Here is a 26,679-nt window from a genome sequence, read left to right as displayed (position 1 = left end):
TGATCACCAAGATCGATCACAAAGTTGCGCAAAATCCGAGCATAGTGTTTTTCACACCACCTACACTCAAGTTAATGATTAAAGAGTAGATGGTGAAACAATGAATCGATTTCTGACCATTACCACATTATGCTCGCTACTACTGCTCACAGCTTGCTCACCAGATACCCCACCCCAAGCGTTAGGCACCTTGGAGCGTGATCGCATCACTTTTCGCGCCACCAGTAATGAGTGGATCCGAGCGCAACCCTTAGCACAAGGCTCCCCTGTCAAAGCCGGTGATATTTTGCTTAAGCTTGATAACCGTAGACAATCGATTTTGCTCAACCAAGCACTTGCTGAGCAAACAAAAGCTCAAGCCGCGCTCAATAAACTCATCCATGGTGAACGGCCAGAAGATATTGCCGCCGCCAAGGCTCGTGTCGCCAAAGCCCAAGCTTTCTATCAAGAGGCAGAAATTACCTTAACCCGCAAAACTGAATTACTCACTAAGCGCTCCATCAGTCAGTCTGAACTTGATAGCGCGCGCGCAGCCCGTGATTCAGCCCATGCCGAACGAGCTTCTGCCCACGAAGAGTTGAGCAAATTGACCACAGGGGCTCGCATGGAAGATATTGAGCAAGCCACAGCCGAGCTAGCGGCCGCGCAAGCGAATGTCGCGCTGCAACAACACCTGCTTGATGAATTAACCATCATCGCAACTCGTGATGGGATCCTTGATAGTTTGCCCTACCAGGTTGGTGAGCGGGTCAACAGTGATGCAGTAGTGGCGATAGTACAAGCAGATCGTACGCCTTATGCACGAGTCTATGTGCCACAAACTGCACTGGCACGATTTGCGGTCGGTCAGAGCGTAACGGTACATGTTGATGGGATCCACGAGGCGTTACAAGGCCAAGTGCGCTGGATTGCTAATGAGCCAAGCTTTACGCCCTATTACGCTCTAACCGAGCAAGAGCGCTCACGCTTAATGTTTCTCGCTGAAGTCGATTTACCAATCTCCGCCCACCAACTACCTTCCGGTCTAGCGGCACAAGTCGATTTACCCTAAGGAGCAATTTACGCTAAGGAGCCTTGATGAGCGATTACGCAATCTGCACTGAACAGGTGGTTAAACGGTTTGGCGCATTCACGGCGATAGATAACATTAATCTCAAAGTTGAACGTGGTAACATTTACGGTTTTTTAGGTCCCAATGGCTGTGGTAAATCAACCATGATCCGCGTGTTAACTGGTTTGCTGCAACCCACTTCGGGGCAAGTGAATGTGCTTGGATTATCGATTCCCAAACAATCTGAGCAGTTACGTCTAAAAATTGGCTATATGACCCAAAAGTTTTCACTGTATGACGATCTGACCATCGAAGAGAATTTGCAATTTATCGGCCAAATTTTCGGTATGAATCGCCTACAGCTTAAGCAGCGTACCCAAATCCAGCTCAAGACCTATGGGTTAGATCAGCGAAGTAAGCAGCGCGTATCGGGCATGAGTGGCGGACAAAAGCAGCGTTTGGCGCTGGCGGCGGCTACCATGCATCATCCTGAATTGTTATTTCTGGATGAACCGACTTCAGCGGTTGATCCAGAAAATCGCCGTGAGTTTTGGGAACAGTTGTTTGATCTCTCATCACTGGGTACCACCATTTTAGTGACGACGCACTATATGGATGAAGCGGAACGCTGCCATCGTTTAGCCATAATGGAAGCCGGTGAAATTCGCGCAGATGGTGAGCCAGAAAAATTGATGCAACAGATGGGTGTCAACGTGATCGAAATTAAAGCACCGGAACTTCGTCACTTAAAACAACACTTGCTGAGCTTAGCGCCGGTTCGTTCAGCCGCTCAATTGGGCATTCGCTTACGCGTCTTGATCGATCACCAAATCAGTGAGCCTATTGGATGGCTACGCAGCACTATCCCCTACTTAAGCAACGCCGAGTTAACCCTCGCACGCCCGAGTTTAGAGGACGTGTTTGTCACCGTCACCGGTAAGGGGCGTCAATGAACAGCCTATTTCGGATTAAAGCTGTACTCCTCAAAGAGTTTCGTCAACTCGCCCGCGATCGCCTTACTTTCGGCATGGTGGTGATGATCCCATTAATTCAGCTACTGCTGTTTGGATTTGCCATCAACACCGATGTGCGCAATATTCCGATTGGCATCGTCGATCAGAGCCATTCAACCCTTGCCCGTTGGTTGGTCGAATCGGTTAAAGTAACTCAAGTGGTGACCGTGAAGCAGGCCTACCTCACGGTAACAGCCGCAGAACAAGCGATCGAAAGCGGTGAAATTCGCGCGGCTCTGATCTTGCCTAAAGATTTATCAACCCGTAGCCAACAGCAACGAGAGCTCGGCCAATGGTTAGTTGATGGCTCAGATACCATGATCGCCAGTGCGTTGTCTGGGTTAAAAAATATGCCTGTTAGCGACTCTGCGCGCATGTTAACATCACCAAGCCCCGCCACTTTTCAAATCACCTTACTCTATAATCCGAGCCGCCGTTCTGCGGTTAATATTGTGCCTGGTCTGCTCGGGGTTATTTTAACCATGACCATGATTTTATTTACTAGCGCAGCGATTGTGCGCGAACGGGAGCGCGGTAATCTAGAGCTGCTGATCACAACACCAGTTCATTCGATTGAACTGATGATAGGTAAAATCGTACCTTACATTTTTATTGGGCTGATCCAAGTGGCGATAATTCTCGGCTTAGGACACATGATCTTTACCGTGCCGATCAATGGTTCGTTAAGCCAGATTTTATTGGGTACTCTGCTGTTTATCTGTGCAAGCCTAACTCTAGGTTTAGTGATTTCCACCATCGCCATAACCCAATTGCAAGCCATGCAGATGACGGTGTTTATTTTACTGCCTTCGATTCTGCTTTCCGGATTTATTTTTCCCTATGAAGGTATGCCTATTGCGGCGCAGTGGATCGCTGAAATTTTACCTGCCACCCACTTTATGCGTTTGATCCGTGGAATTGTATTACGCGGCACGGACTTAATCGATTTATGGCGCGATACCCTCTGGTTAGCGCTATTCACTTTGTTTGGATTACTGATTGCATCATTACGCTTTAAAAAATCGCTCGATTAAGCCCCCAATTGGGCAAACTGCGTTATTGAACTGAATATTATGAAAGGGATAGCCTAATCACACACTTAAATTCCATTAGAAAATGTACGGCAAACCATCATTGACGATAGAGCGAGTGAGTTCTAGTTTTTTAATTCTGTCGATCAAAAAACGGAGGTTTGCCAATGAAACGCAGCAGTAAAAACTATCGTCTGAACATGATTAAACAAGTCGCCCTGCGTAAACAGCAAGTGGACAATTGCAGTGATCCGATGGCCCGTTATATCTATGAAGTGATGCATCAAGTTAAAAAGCCGAGTGCCAAGCAAGCGCACAAATTTGCGGGCAATCACTACGATGATCACGTAGGTGGTTGGGTAAGTGATTCGTGGTCAGCGTAATCCAGTGAACACCGTTCAATAAAGCGACTAGGTTCAAATTTTCATAGACAACATCACCGGATACTGACAAGAACAGTGTTTTATTGATTATACTGTGCCAATTCCCAGCCTCGGAGTGAATAATATGAATTTTAGTTCCAAATCATTACTCGCCGCAATCACCCTGCCTGTGCTAATCAGTGCTTGTGCGAGCAACAATAATAATGAACCGATTACCGTTCAAGATCTTCAACATCACAATTGGCAATTGGTGCAAATTGATGGTAAAGATGTGACGAAAGATGAACAGCATCAAGCACCACGTTTAGAAATTGGCGAACAAATGATGGCCAGTGGTAATGCGGGCTGTAACAACTTCTTTGGCAAAGCCGAGCTCAAAGATAATCAATTTCGAATTGAGAAAATGGGCATGACCATGAAAATGTGTCTGCCTGAAATGATGGATACTGAGCAAATGGTATCAAAAACCTTAAGCGATTGGAGCACCATCACCTTAACCAACCAGACTTTGACGCTGAAAAATGATGTCCATACCCTGACATTTACCCTGCGTGATTGGGTGAACTGATTTTGCGTTGTTATACCCAAACAACTTGGAGTTGCAGGTAGGCGGCAAGTGAGTGAGTCCCCATGAGCATAGACAAACTCTGTGATTGGGGTGAACGAACGTAGCTAACACCGCTGCAGCTTCAAGTAGGAAGGGTATAGTCATTTCTGGTATTGCATATTCTGGCATTGATAGCTTAATGTTTAACGGCAGCCAATGGCTGCCGTTGTTGTTTCTCCCAAGCCAAACCTCATATAAGCAAACTAAGGGTTGGATTTTATCGGGCAGATTTCAGTCTTAACGCGCGAGGAACCCAGTTTTAGCTCCGGCCAAGCTAAGTCCCATGGCGTTAACCATCCATCGAGTGTTTGACTCACTTCTGGCTGCTGCCATTTATCACCAAGATGTGCAAACTGACGTGGATCGCACAGCCATTGGTAAACCTCACCTTGATAAGTAAAACGCAGCGCAAAGGCGTGTAGATAACCGCGATCAGCACTCTGTCCAGCGTTATAAATCGGGTCACCGACAATTGCGGATCCAATCGATTTTAATGCTACCCGTATTTGGTGCGTTTTACCGGTATGGGGTTTGCACAAAAATAGCCGCTCTCCCTGAGTGGCAGATGCAGAAAAAAATTGGGTGACCGCAGGATTATGCTGAGAGTTGAGGAGCATCCAAGCTGAACGACGCGAACGCTGCATATCACCGCTAATCAAACCCTGTTTTTTCTTGGGCTTTTTACTGCCAATGGCGAGATAAAATTTTGCCACCTTACGCTGAGCGAAACCTTGTGCAAGCTCGCTTGCCGCGGCGGCATTACGTGCCAGCAATAAAATGCCGGAGGTCATTTTGTCTAACCGATGCACTAAGTACAGCTGGCGATCCCCGCTGCGCTCAGCCACCTCTTGCAGCAACATAGTATCACCATCATCTTTATGCACTGACACATTAGGATGTTTGTTAATCAACAAAAAATCGGGATGGGTAAACAGAATATCAAACATAAATACGCCTCACTTTACGGCGCGATTATACTGCAAAGCCTCACTCTACCAACCAATAATCACACGTATCGACGTGGGTTTAACGATGGCAGCAAAAAGCCGCACAAAGGCGGCTTTATCTAACGTTGGCAGAGTGACTGATTAAGCAAAGAACACCATCAGCATCAATATTGGGCATACTAAGCGCACATACCAAGGCCAAATCTTCCAAAACCAGCTGTTGGCTATCTCTGGGTAACCTTGCTGTAACTCAGAGAGGATCTGATGACGATTCCAAATCCAGCCTGCGATTAAAGTGATCAGCAACGCAATGATTGGTTGTGAATAAACCGTCGTCAGCTCAATCACAAAGCCAAACATGCTCGAGAAATTCAGCACAATCCCCCCTGAAATGAGCATGACTAAGCTGCCAATCCACAGCACTGCGGTGGTACGTTTTTGCTGTAACTCTTCTACTGCGCAAGCGACTGGAACTTCCAACATCGAAATCGATGAAGTGAGCGCGGCGATAATCATCAATAAGAAGAAGATCATCCCGATCACGCCACCGATAGCCCCCATGCTATCAAACATAGCAGGCAGCACAGTAAAGACTAAAGTGTCGGAGTTGAGCAGCTCACCCGAGGCAGAAAAAATCTCAACGCCATTATTTTTGGCCACAAACATCGCCGGTAACACCATTAAACCGGCGATAAACGCCACACTGGTATCAATTAAGGCTACTTGCGCCGCAGTTTTCGGTATGTTGGTATTTTTATTCAGGTATGAGCCATAGGTGGTCATCACACAAACACCGAGTGACAAAGAGAAAAAGGCTTGCCCCATCGCATTGACCACTAAACCTGGCGTGAAGTGGCTAATATCTGGCACTAAGTACATTTTCAGTCCGTCAATAGCTCCTGGCTGAGTAAAAATGTACACCGTGAGTAAACCAAACAAAATAAACAGCAGTGGCATTAAACGGCTCGACCATTTTTCAATACCATTGGCAACACCATTGCGCACCACAAACATGGTTAACGCCATAAATGCCACCATCAAAATCAGGTTTCGTTCGGTGCTAAAAGTGGTTAGCCATTGGCTGGCACTCTCTGCGCCAAGCAGAGTTAAACCACCGCCAAACAGTGAACCGACCAACCAGCCAGCCACAATGGCATAAAAACTCAAAATCAGCGACACCACTATCATGCCCGCGATACCGAGTAAAATGGCACCAAATTTTCCCTTTGGCCATACGGCACGAAATGCTCGGATCGGGTTAGATTGCCCATAGCGACCAATGGTTAACTCCGCCACCAGCATTGGGTAAGCCAGTAAAAACACCATACATAGATAGACCAACAGAAATACGGCACCACCATTACTCGCGGCTTGGGTTGGAAATCCCCATACGTTACCTAGCCCCACCGCAGAACCTGCTGCGGCCATAATAAACCCGAATCGAGAGGTAAATTGACCTCTAGAACTACTTGCCATATTTGCTACCAATTAATTGTGTTTGTCTGAACAGTCACTAACAAGTGTAAAAATAAAATTACACTCAATCGAATATTCACTAAGCCTCGTGGGATAGCAAGTAAATCAGTTTAAGAATAAGATTGGAAGACCAAACGGTCTATTTTGCTACTAGAAGTCTGCTTTTCTAGTGCATTTGTTTATTTCTTCACCAAAAGCCGTCATCTTACACTCTTCTCTTTCTTCTCCTATGCTTTGGCTTTACTATCAATGACTAAATTTTGCTTGATGATCGGATCCGCATGGACAAGGTTTATCACTTCCTGACACTGCTCAGCATTGCTGTCTATTGGTTACTCGTGGCTGGGGTCACAATACGTGTGGTTCTCAAACGACGCGCGGTCAGCGTATCACTGGCTTGGTTGATGGTGATCTACATCATTCCTATCCTAGGCGTATTCTGCTATTTCCTGTTTGGTGAACTCAATCTTGGTCGCAAAAGAGCAGAACGCGCCAAAGAGATGTTTGCCCCTTTTGGCGACTGGTTTCGCTCGCTGAATGATTGCCAAGCCCATATTCACGAAGGTATGGGGGCGCATATCGCGCGAATTGATGATCTGTGCAATAACCGCATGGGTATCCCCGCATTGAGTGGCAATACATTATCGCTTCTCAATTCGCCACATGAAATCTTACATGCCGTGATTGATGATATTCAACGCGCCCAATTTCAAATTCGCATGGTGTTTTATATCTGGCACCCCGGTGGCTTAGCCGACGCGGTAGCGGAAGCATTAATCGATGCCGCCAAACGGGGGGTGGATATCAAGCTGTTACTCGACTCTGCAGGTAGCCCACGCTTTTTCCGTAGCCCTTGGCTCACCATCATGCGTGACGCTGGCATTGAAGTGGTACAAGCGTTAGAAGTCAGCCCTTGGCGGATTTTCCTGCGCCGCTTAGATTTGCGCCAACACCGTAAGATCATTGTGATTGATGATAAAATTGCCTACACCGGCTCAATGAATATGGTTGATCCGGCTTACTTCAAACAAAATTCCGGTGTCGGACAATGGGTTGACATTATGGTGCGCATCACCGGTCCCACCGTCAATGTTCTCTCCGCAATTCATTGTTGGGATTGGGAAGTCGAAACCGGTTCACGTAAACTCCCCAACAGCCCAGAGTGTCCTATCGAGCCCCGCCAGCCGGATCACCCAATCCAAGTGGTACCCTCAGGTCCCGGCATGCCAGAAAATTTAATTTCTCAGGTGCTCACCTTAGCTATCAACCAAGCGAATCAGTCGGTCTGTATTACTACTCCATATTTTGTGCCGAGTGCCGATTTGTTGGCGACCTTAAAAATGACTGCTCAACGCGGGATCAAGGTCGAGATTATCATTCCGAAAAAAAATGATTCACTGATGGTACAGTGGGCATCGCGAGCATTTTATAGTGAGTTACTCGAAGCTGGTGTGTTGATCTATGAATTTGATGGCGGCTTATTACATACCAAGTCGGTCGTGATTGATCAGCAATTTTGCTTAGTCGGTACCGTGAATTTAGATATGCGCAGCTTATGGCTGAATTTCGAACTGACTTTGGCGGTGGATGATATTGAATTTACACAACAAATGGATTGGTTACAGCAGCAATACATTAGCCAATCAGATTGTGTGATCAGCCCCGAGTGGCAACAACGCCCTTGGCACAACCGATTTTTCGAGCGTGTGTTTTATCTGTTTAATCCACTTCTATAATTTTGCAGCACCTAGGCTTGCGATTCGATGGTACAAGCCTAATTTAAATTATCTTTGATAAAATCAGACAAGGACAGCGGATGTCACAAGGAAACAAAACCCGTCTCGTCAATGCGGGACGCAACAAAAAATGGACGCTTGGCGTGGTCAATCCCCCCGTACAACGCGCTTCCACAGTGGTATTTGATAGTGTGGCGCACAAACATCAAGCCACTTTAGATCGTGCCAATCACAGCTTATTTTACGGCCGTCGGGGCACCACTACCCATTTTGCTTTTCAAGAAGCCATGGTTGAAATCGAAGGCGGTGTCGGTTGTGCACTCTACCCTTGTGGAGCCGCAGCGATCAGCAATGCTATTTTGTCATTCGTTGCCCAAGGTGATCATATTTTGATGGTCGATACCTGTTACGAACCAACTCGCGACTTTTGCGAAAAAGTCCTCAAAAAACTAGGGGTCAGCACCACCTACTACCACCCGATGATTGGCGAAGCGATCCGTGAACTGATCCAACCCAATACCAAAGTGCTATTTACTGAATCGCCGGGTTCATTGACCATGGAAGTACAAGATATTCCTACACTGGCGCGCATTGCTCACCAGCACGATATCGTGGTGATGCTAGATAACACTTGGGCCGCAGGTGTATTATTTTCGCCATTTGAGCATGGGGTGGATATTTCGATTCAAGCGGCCACCAAATACATTGTTGGCCACTCCGATGTGATGCTCGGCACGGCGGTCGCCAATCAGAAATGCTGGGCGCAATTGCGAGAACACAGTTATCTGATGGGACAATACGCCTCGCCAGATGATGTGTATATGGCGATGCGCGGCTTACGCACACTGGATGTGCGCATGCGTCAACATCAAGAGAACAGCCTACAAATTGCCAAATGGTTACAAGCACAACCAGCAGTGGATCATGTGCGCCATCCTGCATTGGCTACCTGTCCGGGGCATGAGTTTTTTGAGCGAGATTTCCAAGGCAGTAACGGATTGTTCTCGTTTGTTTTAAAAACCACTCATCCGCAAGCGACCACGGCGCTGCTCGATGGTATGCACCATTTTAGGATGGGTTTTTCATGGGGCGGCTTCGAAAGCTTAATTTTAGCCCACGAACCCAGTGCTTTTACCTCATTGCGCTCAGTGGCGGATCCACAACTGCCCGGCACCTTGATCCGCGTGCATATCGGACTCGAAGATCCCGAAGATCTGATCGCCGATTTGCAAGCAGGCTTGACTCGCTACCAGCAGATCCTGAATCAATAAACGAGGAATAATGCAGCTTAAATATCACTTAAGCCGCATCACTGCTGATATTTTCAGTGCTGATATTTTCACTCATAACACTTTCCACTAATAATACTTTCCACTCATGATACTTTCACTGACAGTCGCGGGATTGACGGTGGCTAACCCGCGTATGTTGCGGACAACTGACCAAGTGGTCATTAACCAAGCCGCAAGCCTGCATAAAGGCATAGCAAATGGTTTCTCCGACAAACTTAAAACCCCGTTGTTTGAGAAATTGACTCATGGCTTTTGATTGTGGGGTTGAAGTTGGCACTTCACGCATGCTCTGCCAATGGTTGATGATCGGCTGGCCATCAACAAACTGCCATAACGCCGCATCAAGTGAACCAAACTCTTGCTGTAAAGCTAATGCGGCTTGCGCATTGGAAAATACCGAGGCAATTTTGCCGCGATGTTTGATGACATCAAAATTGGCGATGATAGAGGCAACGTCGCTCTCATCACACTGAGCCAAACGCGATAAATCATAACCCGCAAAGGCTTGACGATAACTGGCGCGCTTTTTCAAAACCGTCAGCCAACTTAAGCCCGCTTGAGCGCCTTCCAACGTCAAAAACTCAAATAATTGCGTATCATCATGGACCGCAATCCCCCACTCGTGATCGTGATAAGCACGCTCTAACGGGTGGTGAATTGCCCATGCACAAATCGGTTCCGCACTACTCATCATCACTCTCCGTGATTAATCCTATTATTCGATGGATTTCACTGCTGACTTATCCGTCTAGAATCCACCTCTCTTTGTGTTATCACTCAACAATACAACTTTACCACTTACCCGCTTAACCGCAGCGTGATATTGATTCATGCACTCTGCTTAGCCCAATTTAACCAAGGTCAGGCTGCACAATGGCCAGCTCTAAGCTATCATCAATGTCGAAGCGTGATCAGAAAACACTGGCTGAACAGCCGTGAAAATAACTGACACACAATTCAGCAATCGACAGCAAATTCGCCTTTTCAATTGGTTTCGCCCGAAAAACAATGGTAAATTAACCGGATTTTGAGGCTGACAGCGCTCGCCTCGCGACTAACTCCAATCACTATGAATGCATTTATACGATTTACCCTAGCACTGTGCAGCACCAGTTTGCTGGCTGGCTGCGGAGAAAACATCGATCACCGTGACATTCACAGTAGCGGTTTTGTCTATTGTGGTGAAAGTGCACCAAGCACCTTTAACCCACAATTGGTGGAAAACGATATTACTTCACACGCGCTCAGTCCGCAGTTGTACGACACCTTACTCACTATTGACCCCGATACGCATTTGCCAAAAGCTAGTTTGGCCAAGCAATGGACTGTGAATGCCAACCATACTGAGTATATCTTTAGGCTACGCCCAGATGTGACATTTCAAACCACAGCTTGGTTTACACCAACACGTCCCCTCAATGCCGATGATGTGGTGTTCAGTTTTAAGCGAATTATCGACCCAAGCCATCCTTACCACACGCTAGATCAAGTTCAGTATCCTTGGTTTCAACGCATTGATTTTCAAGATCTACTGCAGGATGTTATTGCACTCGATGACCTAACGGTAAAGTTCGTTCTACGCCATGCTGATAATAGCTTTTTATCCAATATTGCCACCACCCATGCGGTGATCCTCTCCCAAGAATACGCTAACCAACTGCTCATTAATGATGAAAAAAAACAATTGGATACGCAACCTGTTGGCAGTGGTCCATTTTATCTAGCCGAATACCACGCCCGTGATTTGGTACGTTTAAAACGCCATGCAGACTATTGGAATGGGGTAGCCAAACTTGAGCAAGTGGTGTTTGATATTTCACAGCGTGGCACTGGCATGCTGGCCAAACTGCTACGCAATGAATGCGATGTGCTGCAAGCGCCGATTTCAAGCCATCTGCCTGCGATTGAACAAAATCAAGCCATCACCCTCACCACCACTCCAGCCATGAATGTGGCTTTTATTGCTGTCAAGACCCAACATCCAGCGCTACGTGATAGCCGAGTGCGTAAGGCACTGAATTTTGCCATCAATCGACAAAATATTTTAGATTCAGTCTACTACGGTACTGGCAGTATCGCTTTTACCATCTTGCCTCCCACCTCGTGGGCTTACCAGCAAGATGCAGTACAAATTCGTTACGATCGTCATTATGCGCAGGCGTTGCTGCGTGAAGCCGGATTTGCGACTGGATTGGAGTTAACGCTACTCATCCCACCGACGCCAAAAGCCTACAATCCGAGCCCGAGTAAAACGGCAGAGCTTATCCAAGCCAATTTGGCGGATATTGGTATCAAGCTACGCTTAATCAATGAAGAGCGTTCGGAATATCAGGCATTAAGTGAACGGCCTAATATCGACCTATTCTTAACCGGTTGGACAGCAGACAATGGCGATCCCGATAATTTTTTACGCCCTTTACTCTCATGCGATTCCAATCAAGCTGGACTCAATGTGGCAATGTGGTGTAATGACGACTTCGATGAGCTACTAGACTTAGCTCGCGAAGCTAATAACCCGCGTTACCGCTTAAACCTTTATCATCAGGCGCAACATCTGCTCAACCAAGAGTTTCCGGTCATTCCGCTCACTCATGGCATACCGTTTATCGCCTATCATCAATCGCTCACAGGAGTACATTTGAGTCCCTTCAATGTACTGCCATTTAATACCGTTGAGAGGGTAACCGAATAATGTTCGTCTATACGGTACGAAAATTTAATCTGTTTATCATTACCTTGCTGATATTAACTCTAGTCGGTTACCAGCTCGCCAGATTGGACCCTCATTCACCTTGGAATTTGTTCCATTTTTGGCAAGGCTGGTCAATCTACTTGGTACAGTTGATGGAACTCAATTTTGGGCTCAACAAATCCGGTGTGCCAATCATCAATGAACTCACCATAGTGTTCCCTGCAACCCTTGAACTGTGTAGCATCGCTTTTATTATGTCGCTACTGATCGGTATTCCTGTCGGTACACTGGCAGGAGTGCGGCAAGGTAAATGGTTAGATACCATCATTTCATTTATTTCGATGGCAGGTTACTCAGCACCACTTGTCTGGCTAGCGCTGATGATGATCATGGTGTTTTCCCTCCACTTCCAAGTGTTGCCTGTGGCCGGACGCTATGACTTACTGTACCAAATCGAACCCGTCACTGGCTTTGCACTGATTGATGCTTTTTTATCAAGATCGGCCTATCGCGGCCAAGCGTTACAAAGTGTAATCGAGCATTTGGTCCTGCCCTGTTTAGTGCTGGCTTTGGCTCCGACCACCCAAGTCATCGGGCAAATGCGCGCCTCGGTGGCTGATGTGATCAGCCAAAACTACATCCGTGTAGCGAAAATTCGTGGCTTATCCAATTATAAAATCATCACCCAGCATGTATTACGTAATGCGATTCCTCCGATGATCCCTAAATTTGGTGTACAGCTTTCAAGTATGCTCACCTTAGCGATCATTACCGAATCAATTTTCAATTGGCCTGGGATTGGACGTTGGTTACTCGATGCGTTAGCCAATCGTGATTTTATGTCGATTCAAGCGGGTGTGATCGTCGTCGGCGTGTTGGTGTTAACGGCAAATATTGTATCCGATTTGATTGGCGCCGTTGCTAACCCTTTGGTAAGGAAAGAGTGGTATGTCAAACGGTAATATCTATCAAGAAGAGCTCATTCCAACCCAGTTCGAGCGCTTTTGGCGCAGCTTTCGCGCTAACAATCTGGCAATGTTTGGTTTATGGTCACTGCTGTTAATCACCCTAGTCACAGTTTTGTCACCTTGGATTACCCCCTATGATCCGCAAATGCACTCCAGCGTGTTGCTACTTCCACCCTCATGGGAACCAAGTGGGACGGTGGATTATTTCCTCGGTACTGATGATCTCGGGCGTGATATTCTCTCGCGTTTGATCGACGGCTCACTACTCAGTATCGGTGCTGCGGTGCTGATCACTTTGCTTGCCACTCTGATTGGTGGCGGTATCGGTGCATTAGCCGGCATGACCAACGGTTTGCTGTCTAGCACACTCAATCATCTACTTGATACCGTCATGTCGATCCCTTCACTGTTATTGGCGATCATTTTTGTGGCTTTTCTCGGCGCTGGTGAATTCAATATCCTACTTGCGATTGGGCTTGCGCTGATCCCGCGCTTTATCCGTTCCGTGTATATTGTGGTGCACAATGAAATAGAGAAAGATTATGTGATGGCAGCACGCCTCGATGGTGCCAATGAATTTTATCTGCTCTGGCATTCGATTTTACCCAATGTGCTGCCTGTGATTGTCGCTGAAATTACTATGGCACTTTCGATTGCGATTCTGGATATTACCGCACTTGGCTTCCTCGGACTCGGTGCACAATCACCCAGTACCGAATGGGGAGCGATGCTCGGCGATTCGGCTGAACTGATCTATATCGCGCCGTGGACGGTCATGCTGCCAGGTTTAGCGATTATGTTTACGGTCATGATGATTAACCTAGTGGGTGATGGCATACGTCAAGCACTCAATGCCGGAGTCGAATAATGCCTATTCTTGATATTCGTCACCTGACGATTGAAATTGAGACGCCGCAAGGGCTGGTTAAAGCGGTGGATCGCATGAGCCTCACCATGAATGAAGGTGAAATTCGCGGTTTGGTCGGCGAGTCCGGCTCAGGTAAGAGCTTAGTCGCCAAAGCAATTGTCGGTATTTGTAAAGAAAACTGGCGTATTACCGCGGATCGGATGCGACTGGGTAATATTGATTTGCTACAACTGACGCCGCGTGAACGCCGCCGCGTGATTGCGCGAGACGTGGCGATGATTTTTCAAGAGCCGTCAGCCTGTCTCGACCCTTCAGAAGAAGTCGGTCACCAGTTAATTGAGGCAATCCCCTTTCGCACTTTTGAAGGCCGTTGGTGGCAACGTTTTACTTGGCGTAAAAAACAAGCCATCGCCCTATTGCACAAAGTGGGGATTAAAGATCACAAGGACATTATGTCCAGTTACCCTTACGAGCTGACTGACGGTGAATGCCAAAAAGTGATGATTGCGATGGCGATTGCGGCTAAGCCTAAATTGTTGATTGCCGATGAGCCAACCAACGACGTTGACCCGATCACCCAATCGCAAATTTTACGTTTATTGAGTCGCATGAATCAGGTTAACAGCACCTCGATTTTATTGATCGGCCATGACTTGACCACCATTACTCAGTGGGCGGACCGCATTACAGTGATGTATTGCGGTCAATCCGTTGAATCAGCGGATACGCCCAAACTCGTCAGCGAACCCAAGCACCCTTATACTGCAGCACTGCTCAAAGCGATGCCGGATTTTAGTGATTGGATCCCTCATAAGCAGAAACTGCAATCACTGCCCGGCTCGATTCCACCACTGCAACATTTACCTATTGGTTGCCGTTTAGGGCCTCGTTGTCCTTACGCACAGCGTCAATGCGTCGAAGTACCCCATTCGCGCTGGATAAAAAACCATAAGTTTTCTTGTCACTTCCCGCTCAATATGGAGTCACCACAATGAGTGCGCTGTTAGAAGTCATCGATCTGCATAAAGACTTTGTCACTCGCTTTGGTTTTTTACGTAAACAGATCCAGCACGCGGTGAAACCGGTTAGCTTTACACTAGAAGCAGGGCAAACCATTGGTTTTATTGGACAAAATGGTTCAGGGAAATCCACATTAGCCCGAATGTTAGCCGGCATGGTTGCGCCAAGCGGTGGCGAGATCCGCGTGAATGGCGAGCGATTAGAGCATAAAGATTACGCGACACGTTGTAAGTTAATTCGGATGATTTTCCAAGATCCCAACACTTCACTCAATCCACGGCTACAAATTGGCGCAATTTTAGAAGGGCCGCTGAAACGTAACACCAACATGCCGCCTGAAGCACGTCAGCGTCGGGTAAAAGAGACCCTGCAACGAGTTGGTTTGCTGCCGGAGCATGCCTATTTTTACCCGCAAATGCTCGCCACCGGGCAAAAACAGCGGATTTGTCTTGCCCGTGCGCTGATTTTACAGCCATCGATCATTATTGCTGATGAGGCGTTAAACGGTTTAGATATGGCGATGCGTTCACAAATTCTCAATCTGTTTTTGGAACTACAAGAAGAGATGGGGGTGTCGTTTGTCTATGTGTCACAGCATATTGGCGTGATCAAACACATTACCGATAAAATTATCGTCATGCATGAAGGTGAAGTCGTTGAATCGGGCAATACCCACGAAGTGTTGGCTGATCCACAGCATCCGATCACCCAGCGCATGATTGAAAGCCACTTTACCAAAGCGCCAACGTTTAAGTATTAAGCCGAAAATATTAAGCGGTGAATGATTAAATCGTTAACTGCTCAAAGTTAATCGTGAATCATGAGCGATGCGGCACGGCTGTCCACATCGCTCAAGTCTGCTAATCATTAGCGGCGATGAGCGCGTTTTTTTAGCTCAACATCAAACTCATCAGGGAATAAAATCACCCCTTCCTGATCATCATTAGGAAAAACAACCACTGACAAATCATCTTGCTCTAAGCCTTGGGTCCAGCGGCTGAACCATTTATTGAGGCCTATCGCTTCTGGGCTACATTCCGCCCATTCACCGGTTGCCCAAGCTTGAGCAAACTCGCGCTGTGGCCATACAGGAACACAATCTTCTTCATCAGTATTGAGCATCACACAACCATGCTCATCTTTTAAAATCCACACTTGCTGATGAGCAACAATCTCTGTTAAGCAGTAATTAAAGCGCTGCTCTTGATCATATTGATTAATCAGCGCGATCTGCTCTGCGGTCAATGGATTAGACATTTGGTTTCCCCATGTAAATAAACCACTCTGGTGAGCGATAAAATGGTAGGCCAACACCTAACCTACCTCCAGAAATAAAAACGCCCACATCAAACTGACGTGAGCGTGACTTTAGTAAAATGTTAACCGTGAAGCGAAGATCACGCCAGCTCTGTTTGCAGCCAAGGCCAACCTTGTTTTTTACGGCTGAGGGTGTTTTCCATCATCAGCACGCCATCTTGTTGGTGTTTAGTCAGCTTTTCAGCCCACTCACCTTTAAACAGCAAACGAGTTTGCGCAGTGGTGATATCGGTCAGCATCAATGCGGCTAACGCCAGTGACTCTTGCTCACAACGGCGTTGCAGATCCGCTTCTAGCGCATCAATCATATCCGCCACTTGCTCTAAGGTTGCCAGCTCAATTTGGCCCACCACCAAATCGCGGCCATTGAATGGGTAAGCTTTGAGATCTTTTTCAATCAGTTGTGCCGCGCTTAAACCATCAATATCGGTTTTGGCGATCAGCAGCGCTTTGATAAAGCTATCCAGATCCGTCACACCCGCCAAGACTGCCAATTCAGCAACCGCATCTTGATCTTTTTGCGTACAAGTCGGAGAAGCAAAACCTACGGTATCAGACAAAATCGCTGACATCATCAGCAGTGCCAATGGACGGGTGATCGGCGTGTTTTCCATCTTGAATAAGTTGAACAAGATAGTGCAGGTACAACCTACCGGCCAAATCCACGCTTCCAGCGGATTGACGGTCATCACATCACCCAAACGATGGTGATCAACAATACCCAAGATCTCAGCTTGGTTAAGATCGTCAGGAGCTTGCGCCAAATCGCTGTAATCCACCAGCCATACCTGCTGACCGGCCACTCTAGTGCACAGCTCAGGCTGTTCAACGCCAGCCACATTTAAAATGTGCTGAGTTTCACGGTTAATCTCACCTTGGCGTACCGCTTTAGCCGCCAAACCGCGGGCTTTCAACAGTTCTGCGGCGACTAATGCGCTGCAAATGCTGTCACTATCTGGATTCTTATGACCTACAACTAAAATCATGTTATTACCTACTTTTTCTTTTTGCCGTTGCGCATAGCCTTACCGGTTGATGCTACAACAGAGTTAACCACCGCCAGATCTCGTTAGATTTATCAGGCGTCAATCGAGGGAGTTCGTGGGAGGATTTTATCACAAGCTTGACGAGCTAGCGCCCTAGCAACATGCATCTGCACAACTAATGTGCAAGATTTTTAAGATAATTTTGTTGATTCAGGTTACTCACGGCGTTTACCCCAAGTTATCCACAGAAAATGTGGATAACGCGAAACCGTTCCGCTAGCACGATTCGCAAAATCGGCTTAAAAAAATCCCCAAGCCAAGCTCAGGGATTTGGGTGCCTAAAGTCAGTTTATACCATCGATCAATCTTTCAGATAAATCAGCCAGTACCACAAACCAACAAACACGCCACCACCCACAATGTTGCCAAGTGTCACAGGCACCAAGTTGTTAATAATGAAATCAACAAAATTCAAATCTGCATAATTAGCAATATTGGCACCCGTCATCGCCCAAAAGCTTTCAGGCGCTAAGTATTTAATGCCAATCGCCATCGGCACTTGAAACATGTTAGCGATACAGTGTTCAAAACCTGACGATACAAACATCGCCACCGGCAGGATCATCACCATGACTTTATCGGTCAGCGAACGCGCACCAAACGTCATCCACACCGCTAAACAGACCAAAATGTTACACATCAGGCCCAATGCAAAAGCTTGTAAAAATGTGTGATGCAATTTGTGCTGGGCAATCGCCATGGTATTCAAACCAACTTGACCACCCGCTTCCATAAACTGACGAGTCGCGAGCATGATCATGACTAAGATCACCGCACCACACAGATTACCTAAATAGACGACTGTCCAGTTACGGGCCAGTTGCTTCCACGAGATTTTACCACTCGCTTTGGCCACTAAAATCAGCACTGAACTGGTGAACAGTTCACCGCCGGTCACCACCACCAAAATTAGCCCTAGGCTAAAAGCAAGCCCACCGAGTAATTTGGTGACACCGTAAGGCATATCGTATCCACCGGTTGTGACCAAGGTGTAAAACACGAATGCAATCCCGATATGGATACCAGCAGCAATGGCTAGTAGAAAAGATTTATACGCAGGTTTTTTGGCTTTCTCGACACCGATATTGGCAGCACGCTCGGCCATTTGCGGAGGCAGAAAAGAATCGAATTGGCTATGGTTCATGGGACGATGATAATTTAACACAAACAAAAGAGGGTCGGGATAATCGCTCTATTTCCTTTTTAATTCAAGGGCTATTTACGATGTTCAATCAAAATCTTGCTTGGTTTAATTTTCTGCAATTCCAGCCTGTTCGGTGACCATCCAACCTCGCTCTCTCAGCCAAGGAAAAGTGCCGAAAAAAGCACCAAATCGGCTTAAGCTAACAGTTCTATTTACTCGATGTTGCACCTTATCGTTAGGCAACCTATTGTTGCGCCAATCACCGCTAAAAAAGGTAACGCTTATGAAATTTACTCCCCTGCATATCGATGAGCTTAATTTACTGCTGCAATTTGATTTAAGTAGTGCTGCCACAGGGATAAAAGTCCGCAACGATGCTTCTGACGCGATGCAAACCGCAGTCGTACGTTTGTATAACAAAGGGTTATGCACTCAAATCGATGGTGGCTATCTAACTGACGAAGGGATCGAAATGGCCCAATACGCTGAACGAGTCCTACGCGTATTAAACGCTTAGTCTCTCGCGAATCCGTTTATTAATGAGCGCTTAATGCGCTCATTGTGTTTGTTGCATCTGGTTGATGAGATAATCGACTATCCACTAGCGTCGATTAGCACTGATTGCCCAGCTTGGAGGATAGAAGTCGTCATGCGTAAACCACTGTATCAGCAGATTGAAATCCTATGGCACTATTTGCAGCTGCATCAACCGATTGAGCCTGCCGATGTGATCGTTGTGCTGGGCAGTAATGACCTGCGCGTCGCCGAACATGCCGCCAAGCTCTATCACCAAGGCCTGGCACCATGTCTGCTATTTTCCGGTGGCTATGGCCGCTTTACTCAAGGAGTATTCTCCGAACCAGAAGCGCAACTCTTTGCCGCGATAGCCAAAGATGCTGGCGTACCAGCGCATGCTATATTGCTGGAAACCCAATCCACGAATAGTGGTGAAAATATCCGTTTTAGCCATCAATTATTAGTCGAACGATCACAGCCCGCCAAACGAATTTTATTGCTCCACAAGCCATATATGGAAAGACGTGCTTATGCCACTTTTATGCAGCAATGGCCTGACCCGGTTGATAGTGTGCAGGTCAGCTCAAGCGCGGCAAGCTTTTTTGACTATTTAACCCACGAACTGACCAGTGATGTGGTGTTAAGTACCATGTTAGAGGACTTTGAGCGGATCCGTGACTATCCGGCCTTAGGCTTTCAAATCGAGCAGCCAATTTCGCCCCAAGTCATGCAAGCCTATCAAGCCCTGTTGCCATTTAAAATCAACGCTGAATAATCAAACTTGACCGTACCGCTTGAATGGCTGACATCTCAGTAACCAATAGCCGTCAACCATGTTGACCAAAAAGTAGCATCACACGCCTATTTTGCTGAGGCTAAACTTTGGTTAGACTGTGCTTTCTCACCTAACTGGACGCTAGCTTCATGAAACAACTGCTTGATTTTATCCCGCTGATCATCTTCTTTGCCTTGTATAAACTCTACGATATTTATACAGCCACGGCAGCTTTGATCATCGCCAGCGCACTGCAACTGCTGATCACCTATGCAATTTATAAGAAAGTTGAAAAAATCCAGTTGATCACCGGTGTCATGGTCGCTCTATTTGGTGGCATGACCTTAGCGCTGCACGATGACAACTTTATCAAATGGAAAGTCACCATTGTTTATGTCGTATTTGCCTTCGGTTTAACCATCAGCCATCTGATCGGCAAATCAGCCATCAAAACCATGCTTGGCCAAGAGCTTCGCTTACCAGACCGTGCATGGGCCACCATTAATTGGGCGTGGGTGAGCTTTTTCAGTCTGTGCGCCGCTCTTAATTTATACATCGCTTACCAACTCCCGTTGGATGTATGGGTCAATTTCAAAGTGTTTGGCTTACTGATCGCCACTCTGCTGTTTACTCTGCTCACCGGTGGTTATATTTATAAACAGCTGGCCCAGCAGCCTGAGCAATAAACACACGGCATAGAGAAGTTAAATGGTTTATTACAAATGGTGCTAAGGGGTGCTTCCGCCTACAAATTATGGTTATAATCCCCTCTCACCCACAGCGACCGAATTCGGTCGTTGTTTGATTTGCAATGGATAACCAAATGGATCAAAGTGTGAACACCCCCAAAGGCCAGCTTTTGCTGCGCACTCTCGCCATGCCAGCCGACACCAACGCCAACGGTGACATTTTCGGCGGTTGGATCATGTCTCAGCTCGATTTGGCTGGAGGCATTTTGGCCAAAGAGATCTCCTGTGGCCGGATTGTGACGGTTTCGGTCTCCAGTATCACATTTAAAAAACCGGTCACCGTGGGTGATGTGGTATGTTGCTACGGTGACTGCATCAAAATTGGCCGCACCTCGATGACCATTAATCTTGAAGTTTGGGTAAAACCAGTTAAAGAAGATGGTATTGGTGAACGTTTCCAAGTTTGTGAAGCAACCTTCAACTACGTGGCGATCGATGTGAATGGCCGTCCCAGAGCAATAAGCCTTCATGGCTGATCACAGAAATCGTGTTAACCGGCTGTGTTTAGCAAAGCAGTTGCGTAAAATTGTGATTTTGCGTTTGGCTTATCGATAAGGAATAACGAATTATGTGGTATGTGATTTTTGCACAGGATGTCGAGCATTCATTAGCAAAACGCCTTAGTGTGCGCCCACAACATCTGGCGCGTTTACAACAGTTGCAAGACGAAGGTCGCCTACTCACCGCAGGTCCGATGCCCGCCATTGATGCCCAAGATCCTGGTCAAGCGGGTTTTACTGGCTCGACCGTGATTGCAGAATTTGCGTCATTAGCCGCAGCGCAAGCTTGGGCGGATGCCGACCCTTATGTTACTGCGGGCGTTTACGCCCACGTGACGGTGAAACCTTTCAAAAAAGTATTCTGATATGAAAAAAATTGTTCTGTGCAGCGTGCTAGCATCGACGCTGATCCTCGCAGGTTGCAGCTCTGGCGCGGCCGATAAGCAACGTAACCTTGAACTACTGGCGGGCAATCGCGCGAGTTTACTCGCAACTAAGCTGCCGCTGGAAGCTGGCCCGCTAAATATTCTGCGCGCAACCGCTAAAGGCACCAGCATTGAATTGGTCATGGTCTATAATGATGACGCGATCGATGCTAAACCGACCGAGCAAGTGTTAAACCACGCACTCAATCGCTTCTGTACCAATAACGACACTCGTTCCAACCTCGATGTCGGTCTTAGTTATCGCATTCAAATGCGCAACTCTCGTGGTCAGTTGATGGCCGATCAGTGGGTGACGAAAGAATTCTGTGCTAAGCGCTAACCGCCAGCATTAAGTCATCACTGGTTCGTTGACCGCAACAACTCGATTATCCTTTGCATCAAGGCCTCTGTACGAGGCCTTATTGATTGGTCTGGACACGAGCGTTAAGCGACCCATTGCTCACGCAGCGCTTGTGCAGCATTAACCATATTGCTCAGTGCCGCCTCAACTTCTGGCCAACTGCGCGTTTTCAAGCCGCAATCAGGGTTAACCCACAACCGCTCGACGGGAATTTTTTGCGCCGCTTTACCAAGTAACTGCTCAATCCACGCTTGGGTTGGAATATTGGGCGAGTGAATGTCATACACCCCAGGTCCGATCGCATTTGGGTAGTTAAACGCTTCAAACGCTTTAAGCAGCTCCATATTCGAACGCGAGGTTTCAATGGTGATCACATCCGCATCCAACGCTGCCACCGATTCGATGATGTGATTGAACTCGCTATAACACATATGGGTGTGGATTTGTGTTTCTGGACGCGCACTGCCTGCGGCAATCTTAAACGCTTGCACTGCCCAATCCAGATACTGCTGATGATCGCGTTTTTTCAGCGGTAGCCCTTCTCGGATCGCCGGCTCATCAATTTGGATAATATTGATCTGCGCATTTTGCAAATCACTCACTTCATCACGCAGCGCCAGTGCTAATTGCTGCGCAATGGTTTGGCGAGCAATATCTTCGCGTGGGAAAGTCCAGCACAGGATCGTGACCGGCCCAGTTAACATGCCTTTCATCTGTTTTGCAGTCAGTGATTGTGCATAACGCGACCACTGCACCGTGATCGGTTGTTCACGCTCAATATCCGCCACCACAATCGCGGGTTTAACACAGCGTGAGCCGTAACTCTGCACCCAACCAAATTGAGTGGTTTGAAAGCCGGCCAGATGCTCAGCAAAATATTCCACCATATCATTGCGCTCTGCTTCGCCATGTACCAGCACATCTAACCCAAGCGCTTCTTGACGTTGCACCGCATCAGCAATATGCCCCTGCAAGGCTTGCTCATACTGCGCCTCACTCAATTTACCTTGCCGATAGGCGCTACGCTCACTGCGGATCTGGGTTGTTTGCGGAAATGATCCTATGGTGGTGGTTGGTAACAGAGGTAAACCTAACACTTGAGCCTGATGATGCGCTCGTTGACCATACGGCGCACTGCGCTCTGCCAAAGCGGCAGTGATGGTATTCAACCGAGCTTGTACCGAGGCTTTATGCACGGTTGGTGAAGATCGCCGCGCCACAATCGGCTGACTATAAGTCTCACACGCCAAGATGGCAGAGGCATCGCCTTGCAACGCACGCCCAAGCAGCGCAACTTCGCTGACTTTTTGTTTGGCAAAGGCAAACCAGCTATGGGTTTCTGCGCTCAATTGCGTTTCCAAGTGCAGATCAACCGGGCTGTGTAACAGTGAGCAAGAACTGGCGATCCACAACCGCTCACCCAGTTGCGCTTGTACTGGCTGCAACCGCGCAAGAAGCGCGCTGAGATCGGCTCGCCATACATTACGCCCATTGATCACCCCGGCGGAAAGTACCCAATGCGCTGGCAAACGCTGAACAATCTGATCGAGTTGATCTGGTGCTGCCGAAACATCGACATGTAAACCATCCACCGGCAAAGTCACAATCTTATCGAGCGTATCCAATACCGAATCAAAATAGGTGGTCAACAGCAGTTTGACCTCGCCACGCAGCACTTGATAAGCCAATTTAAATGCCTCTTGCCAGTGAGGCTCCAACTCTAGCGCTAAAATCGGCTCATCAATCTGTACCCACTCTACTCCCTGTTTGGCTAATTTAGCCAAAATGGCTTGATAAGCACTCAAAAGGCGCGGTAGCAGGGTTAAGCGATCCAATCCCTCTTCGACTTCTTTACCCAAATACAGATAACTGATCGGGCCAAGCAGCACGGGCTTTACCTGATGCCCAGCTTGCTGAGCTTGATTGATCTCTTCAAACAGCTGTGGCCAACTGAGGTTAAATGTGTCCTCGGCGCTGAATTCCGGCACGATATAGTGATAGTTAGTATTAAACCATTTGGTCATATCCGCCGCGGCACTGTTCGCGCTACAGCCACAAGCGTGATGTGATTGGCCACGCCCGATCCGAAACAGAGTGTCTAAATCGGGGAAACCGTGGCGGTGACGCTTAGGTACATGGCCGAGCAGTAAGCTGGTGGTTAACACATGGTCATACCAAGCAAAATCACCGACGCTCACAAAATCCAGTCCGGCCTCTTGTTGCACCGCCCAGTTTTGTTGACGAATGTCGCTACCCACTTGCTGCAATGTGGCCTGATCAATCTCGCCACGCCAGTACTGCTCCAGTGCAAATTTCAGTTCACGGTGTGTGCCAATTCGCGGATAGCCAAGAATGTGTGTCATGGTCATAAAAAATCCTTCTCAATAATCAAGATCGTGCAAGTTCTATGGTTGATGGTTGATGGTTGATGGTTGACTCAGCACATCAAAAGATGTCTGGATGGCTAAAATATCAAATATTCAGAGCGACAGAACAAGGTCCATTTATTCAAGTTCTTGATTAGAAATTTTCATGTTAAGCCGATTGATGATTAGTTTATCTTAAATTATTTAGCCATCCGGATGTTTACACGCCCATAATATCAGCGTAACTTATCCCCAAACCACTTGGAGTTGCAGGTAGGCGGCAAGTGAGTGAGTCCCCAACCACATAGGCGAACGTAGCCAACACCGCTGCAACTTCAAGTAGCAAGGGGATCGCCAACATGACCAATGAGCTTAAGGAACAATGAGAGCCACTCATGATAGAGTTGAAACATTTAAAAACGCTGCTGGTATTACGTGAGACCGGATCGCTGACCGCGACAGCAACGGCGCTACATCTCACCCAGTCTGCCCTCTCTCATCAAATTAAAGATTTGGAGGCGCGTATCGGTGGCCAACTGTTTTTACGTAAAACCCGCCCTGTACGCTTTACCGCGGAAGGGGAAATACTGCTGCGCTTAGCCACTGATGTGCTACCCAAGATGACGCGTGCCGAGCATGAACTCGCCAGCCTGAAAGAGGATGTGCATGGTCGCCTGCACATGGCAATTGAATGCCATTCGTGCTTTCAGTGGTTGATGCCAGCGCTGCGTGAATATCAGTCTCATTGGCCGAGTGTCGGCTTGGATTTTTCCTCCGGCTTCGGTTTTGAACCACTACCAGCATTGTTAAGCGGTGAGTTGGATTTACTGATCACTTCCGATATTTTGCCGCGTTCTGAAGTTCACTACGAACCGTTGTTTGATTTTGAAATGCGCCTGATCACGGGAATAGCTCACCCGTTGGCTGATAAAGCGCTAATTGAGCCACAAGATTTAGCTAATCAAACCATGCTCACCTATCCGGTCCAAAAACAGCGCTTAGATGTGGTCAAACACTTTTTGCAACCCGCCGGAATAGAGCCTGCACGCTGGAAGCAAGCGGACAACACCTTGATGCTGGTACAAATGGTTTCTGCTGGTTTAGGCGTCGCCGCCCTGCCTAATTGGGCGATCAGTGAGTTTTCACGCCAAGGTTTGATCACCAGTAAGCCGCTGGGCCGTGGCTTATGGCGACGCTTATTTGCGGCAGTTCGCCACAGTGAAAAAGACAAGCACTATCTACAAGCTTTCTTTGCCACTGCCCGCCAGCAATGCAAAAGCCATCTTGAGGGGATCAAGATGGCTTGATAGTAAAGCTCATGTATAACCAGTCTAGTGCGGGTAGGATTTGAATTGATTAGACGAAGGATCGTATTGGTAGCCAAGCCCATCGAACTTGCTAACCAGATGTTGCATATCCATTTCATAAGTACTGATCAATTCATCCAAACTGGCGCACTCTAAGCGCAGCTTTTCATTAACGATGCCCAATAAAATCACACTATTAATATTGCGTAGGTTACTCAGATCCATCACATCACTCCTGACTGAATATTTTCACTCAGCGTTTCCGCCGCCAATCTCATTAAGCATAGTCGCTATTGGCACAACGGAAAGTGATCACGCAAACCTAGGTGCGGCAGAGGCTTAAACCAGAAAATAGAGCGCGTACAAACCACTCGCCGCCTTGAGCTGCAAACACAGTGCAGCGGCTAATTGCCATTTATTGGCGCTAGCCGCGGAAAGTAAATGCCAGCACCACACTATACAACCGATGATCAACACCGCTAAATTCAGCAAAATCGGCTGCACTAATCTGCCGATCTGGTTTTCATCTAACCCATGTATATACGGCAGAATACACAGTGCGATCAGCATGGCCGCGATCACCCCAACCACAGGTAAAATGCGCTGGAATGCTTGTAAGCGTGAACGAGCAAGGCTTAATAACAGATGGGCAAATAATGCTCCGAGCAAAGCAACCGATGCTAATACCATCAGCGATGCAGACCAGACGGGCGCTTGACTCGCCAACATCAGCACATAGACCAGCGCGAAACCATTGGCGAAATAAAGAACCCACAACGGGCCTTGTTCACGAGTTTTTTGCGTTTGTACTTGTGAATAAAAATAAAACAGCGTCAACGCCACCAATAAAGCGACAAGGTTGAGTGACGCCATCGCCAACCATAATGCGAGTAGCACAGGCAACAATTTATGCAGCCGGCCACGTTGACCGGGGCAAATTTCGCCCTTCACCAACACTAAAGTCATTATGATTTGAGCCCCCAACAGCATTGGGGCGAGTACGGAGAGTAAAGAATCAAGCATAGTAGGCTAATCAGACAGCGGAACAGACCGCCGATAATAGCAAACCTCATGCACAAATCCCAAACG

At 47.4% G+C, this 26,679-nt stretch carries 28 protein-coding genes; 19 read left to right on the top strand and 9 right to left on the bottom strand.

The genetic code is table 11. The features are described 5' to 3' along the window. The first annotated feature begins 100 nt into the window (after nucleotides 1-100). From G7083_RS11380 to G7083_RS11360, 5 genes are all read left to right on the top strand, one after another. Nucleotides 101-1,051: an HlyD family efflux transporter periplasmic adaptor subunit gene (locus G7083_RS11380; protein ID WP_166014880.1), complete on the top strand. Its 951-nt coding sequence runs from the start codon at nucleotides 101-103 to the stop codon at nucleotides 1,049-1,051. Between the two features lie 26 nt (nucleotides 1,052-1,077). After that, on the top strand, nucleotides 1,078-2,004 hold the full coding sequence (locus G7083_RS11375) for an ABC transporter ATP-binding protein (RefSeq protein ID WP_166014879.1): 927 nt from the start codon (nucleotides 1,078-1,080) through the stop codon (nucleotides 2,002-2,004). Next, nucleotides 2,001-3,098, top strand: a complete 1,098-nt coding sequence (locus G7083_RS11370) for an ABC transporter permease (RefSeq protein ID WP_166014878.1) — start codon at nucleotides 2,001-2,003, stop codon at nucleotides 3,096-3,098. Before G7083_RS11375 ends, G7083_RS11370 begins: the two co-directional genes overlap by 4 nt. A gap of 164 nt (nucleotides 3,099-3,262) precedes the next feature. Continuing rightward, a complete protein-coding gene (locus G7083_RS11365) occupies nucleotides 3,263-3,478 on the top strand; it encodes a hypothetical protein (protein WP_166014877.1) in 216 nt (71 codons plus the stop codon). A 124-nt stretch (nucleotides 3,479-3,602) separates the two neighbouring features. Then, nucleotides 3,603-4,046 (top strand): META domain-containing protein, encoded by a 444-nt coding sequence (locus G7083_RS11360; RefSeq protein ID WP_166014876.1) that lies wholly within the window; start codon nucleotides 3,603-3,605, stop codon nucleotides 4,044-4,046. Nucleotides 4,047-4,288: 242 nt separating this feature from the next. On the opposite strand, the gene G7083_RS11355 is transcribed toward G7083_RS11360, so the two are convergent. Next, nucleotides 4,289-5,032, bottom strand: a complete 744-nt coding sequence (locus tag G7083_RS11355) for a TIGR01621 family pseudouridine synthase (protein WP_166014875.1) — start codon at nucleotides 5,030-5,032, stop codon at nucleotides 4,289-4,291. A 141-nt stretch (nucleotides 5,033-5,173) separates the two neighbouring features. Next, nucleotides 5,174-6,508, bottom strand: coding sequence for a sodium-dependent transporter (locus G7083_RS11350; protein ID WP_166014874.1), 1,335 nt, complete (start codon nucleotides 6,506-6,508; stop codon nucleotides 5,174-5,176). Nucleotides 6,509-6,789: 281 nt separating this feature from the next. On the opposite strand from G7083_RS11350, the gene cls reads away from it, so the two are divergent. After that, a complete protein-coding gene (gene cls, locus G7083_RS11345) occupies nucleotides 6,790-8,244 on the top strand; it encodes a cardiolipin synthase (protein ID WP_166014873.1) in 1,455 nt (484 codons plus the stop codon). 80 nt (nucleotides 8,245-8,324) lie between these two features. Next, nucleotides 8,325-9,515, top strand: coding sequence for a cystathionine beta-lyase (locus tag G7083_RS11340; RefSeq protein ID WP_166014872.1), 1,191 nt, complete (start codon nucleotides 8,325-8,327; stop codon nucleotides 9,513-9,515). 115 nt (nucleotides 9,516-9,630) lie between these two features. Here G7083_RS11340 and G7083_RS11335 read toward each other — a convergent pair whose 3' ends face one another. Further along, the gene (locus G7083_RS11335) at nucleotides 9,631-10,230 is read right to left on the bottom strand and encodes a DNA-3-methyladenine glycosylase I (RefSeq protein WP_166014871.1); all 600 of its coding nucleotides are present in this window, start codon (nucleotides 10,228-10,230) and stop codon (nucleotides 9,631-9,633) included. Nucleotides 10,231-10,605: 375 nt separating this feature from the next. Here G7083_RS11335 and G7083_RS11330 point away from each other — a divergent pair, with 375 nt between their 5' ends. From G7083_RS11330 to G7083_RS11310, 5 genes are read left to right on the top strand one after another with little or no spacing between them, the layout of a single operon-like run. Then, complete coding sequence (locus G7083_RS11330) at nucleotides 10,606-12,228, top strand: ABC transporter substrate-binding protein (RefSeq protein ID WP_166014870.1); 1,623 nt, start codon at nucleotides 10,606-10,608, stop codon at nucleotides 12,226-12,228. Continuing rightward, the gene (locus tag G7083_RS11325; protein ID WP_166014869.1) at nucleotides 12,228-13,190 is read left to right on the top strand and encodes an ABC transporter permease subunit; all 963 of its coding nucleotides are present in this window, start codon (nucleotides 12,228-12,230) and stop codon (nucleotides 13,188-13,190) included. The genes G7083_RS11330 and G7083_RS11325 overlap by 1 nt, the downstream gene beginning before the upstream one ends. Continuing rightward, nucleotides 13,177-14,064 carry a putrescine export ABC transporter permease SapC gene (gene sapC, locus G7083_RS11320; protein WP_166014868.1) on the top strand — a complete coding sequence of 296 codons (888 nt, stop codon included), beginning with the start codon at nucleotides 13,177-13,179 and terminating at the stop codon, nucleotides 14,062-14,064. Before G7083_RS11325 ends, sapC begins: the two co-directional genes overlap by 14 nt. Then, a complete protein-coding gene (locus G7083_RS11315; RefSeq protein WP_166014867.1) occupies nucleotides 14,064-15,059 on the top strand; it encodes an oligopeptide/dipeptide ABC transporter ATP-binding protein in 996 nt (331 codons plus the stop codon). Before sapC ends, G7083_RS11315 begins: the two co-directional genes overlap by 1 nt. Then, a complete protein-coding gene (locus tag G7083_RS11310) occupies nucleotides 15,056-15,844 on the top strand; it encodes an ATP-binding cassette domain-containing protein (RefSeq protein WP_166014866.1) in 789 nt (262 codons plus the stop codon). The genes G7083_RS11315 and G7083_RS11310 overlap by 4 nt, the downstream gene beginning before the upstream one ends. Nucleotides 15,845-15,951: 107 nt before the next feature. On the opposite strand, the gene G7083_RS11305 is transcribed toward G7083_RS11310, so the two are convergent. From G7083_RS11305 to focA, 3 genes are all read right to left on the bottom strand, one after another. Further along, nucleotides 15,952-16,341 carry a DUF2750 domain-containing protein gene (locus tag G7083_RS11305; protein WP_166014865.1) on the bottom strand — a complete coding sequence of 130 codons (390 nt, stop codon included), beginning with the start codon at nucleotides 16,339-16,341 and terminating at the stop codon, nucleotides 15,952-15,954. Nucleotides 16,342-16,481: 140 nt separating this feature from the next. After that, complete coding sequence (locus G7083_RS11300; RefSeq protein ID WP_166014864.1) at nucleotides 16,482-17,387, bottom strand: manganese-dependent inorganic pyrophosphatase; 906 nt, start codon at nucleotides 17,385-17,387, stop codon at nucleotides 16,482-16,484. 361 nt (nucleotides 17,388-17,748) lie between these two features. Beyond that, nucleotides 17,749-18,591: a formate transporter FocA gene (gene focA / locus G7083_RS11295; RefSeq protein WP_166014863.1), complete on the bottom strand. Its 843-nt coding sequence runs from the start codon at nucleotides 18,589-18,591 to the stop codon at nucleotides 17,749-17,751. A 283-nt stretch (nucleotides 18,592-18,874) separates the two neighbouring features. Between focA and G7083_RS11290 the strand changes: the two genes are divergently transcribed. From G7083_RS11290 to gspS2, 6 genes are all read left to right on the top strand, one after another. Next, the gene (locus G7083_RS11290) at nucleotides 18,875-19,108 is read left to right on the top strand and encodes a TIGR02647 family protein (RefSeq protein ID WP_166014862.1); all 234 of its coding nucleotides are present in this window, start codon (nucleotides 18,875-18,877) and stop codon (nucleotides 19,106-19,108) included. A 132-nt stretch (nucleotides 19,109-19,240) separates the two neighbouring features. Then, complete coding sequence (locus G7083_RS11285) at nucleotides 19,241-19,882, top strand: YdcF family protein (RefSeq protein WP_166014861.1); 642 nt, start codon at nucleotides 19,241-19,243, stop codon at nucleotides 19,880-19,882. Nucleotides 19,883-20,031: 149 nt separating this feature from the next. After that, nucleotides 20,032-20,568: a septation protein A gene (locus G7083_RS11280; RefSeq protein ID WP_166014860.1), complete on the top strand. Its 537-nt coding sequence runs from the start codon at nucleotides 20,032-20,034 to the stop codon at nucleotides 20,566-20,568. A gap of 137 nt (nucleotides 20,569-20,705) precedes the next feature. Then, nucleotides 20,706-21,107 carry an acyl-CoA thioester hydrolase YciA gene (gene yciA, locus G7083_RS11275; protein ID WP_166014859.1) on the top strand — a complete coding sequence of 134 codons (402 nt, stop codon included), beginning with the start codon at nucleotides 20,706-20,708 and terminating at the stop codon, nucleotides 21,105-21,107. 92 nt (nucleotides 21,108-21,199) lie between these two features. Continuing rightward, complete coding sequence (locus G7083_RS11270; RefSeq protein ID WP_166014858.1) at nucleotides 21,200-21,496, top strand: YciI family protein; 297 nt, start codon at nucleotides 21,200-21,202, stop codon at nucleotides 21,494-21,496. Nucleotide 21,497: 1 nt separating this feature from the next. Then, nucleotides 21,498-21,896, top strand: a complete 399-nt coding sequence (gspS2, locus tag G7083_RS11265; protein ID WP_166014857.1) for a GspS/AspS pilotin family protein — start codon at nucleotides 21,498-21,500, stop codon at nucleotides 21,894-21,896. A gap of 104 nt (nucleotides 21,897-22,000) precedes the next feature. Here gspS2 and metE read toward each other — a convergent pair whose 3' ends face one another. Continuing rightward, nucleotides 22,001-24,286 (bottom strand): 5-methyltetrahydropteroyltriglutamate--homocysteine S-methyltransferase, encoded by a 2,286-nt coding sequence (gene metE, locus G7083_RS11260; protein WP_166014856.1) that lies wholly within the window; start codon nucleotides 24,284-24,286, stop codon nucleotides 22,001-22,003. Between the two features lie 392 nt (nucleotides 24,287-24,678). Here metE and metR point away from each other — a divergent pair, with 392 nt between their 5' ends. Next, the gene (gene metR, locus G7083_RS11255; RefSeq protein WP_166014855.1) at nucleotides 24,679-25,590 is read left to right on the top strand and encodes an HTH-type transcriptional regulator MetR; all 912 of its coding nucleotides are present in this window, start codon (nucleotides 24,679-24,681) and stop codon (nucleotides 25,588-25,590) included. Between the two features lie 24 nt (nucleotides 25,591-25,614). On the opposite strand, the gene G7083_RS11250 is transcribed toward metR, so the two are convergent. After that, nucleotides 25,615-25,815: a DUF4250 domain-containing protein gene (locus G7083_RS11250; protein WP_166014854.1), complete on the bottom strand. Its 201-nt coding sequence runs from the start codon at nucleotides 25,813-25,815 to the stop codon at nucleotides 25,615-25,617. Between the two features lie 114 nt (nucleotides 25,816-25,929). Then, complete coding sequence (locus tag G7083_RS11245; protein WP_166014853.1) at nucleotides 25,930-26,613, bottom strand: hypothetical protein; 684 nt, start codon at nucleotides 26,611-26,613, stop codon at nucleotides 25,930-25,932. Between the last annotated feature and the right edge of the window lie 66 nt (nucleotides 26,614-26,679).

The organism is Vibrio sp. HDW18 (assembly GCF_011306175.1).
Classification (GTDB): Bacteria; Pseudomonadota; Gammaproteobacteria; order Enterobacterales; family Vibrionaceae; genus Vibrio; species Vibrio chanodichtyis.
The sequence above is the reverse complement of the archived record's forward strand: the minus strand, read 5'-3'. Positions and strand labels throughout refer to the sequence as shown.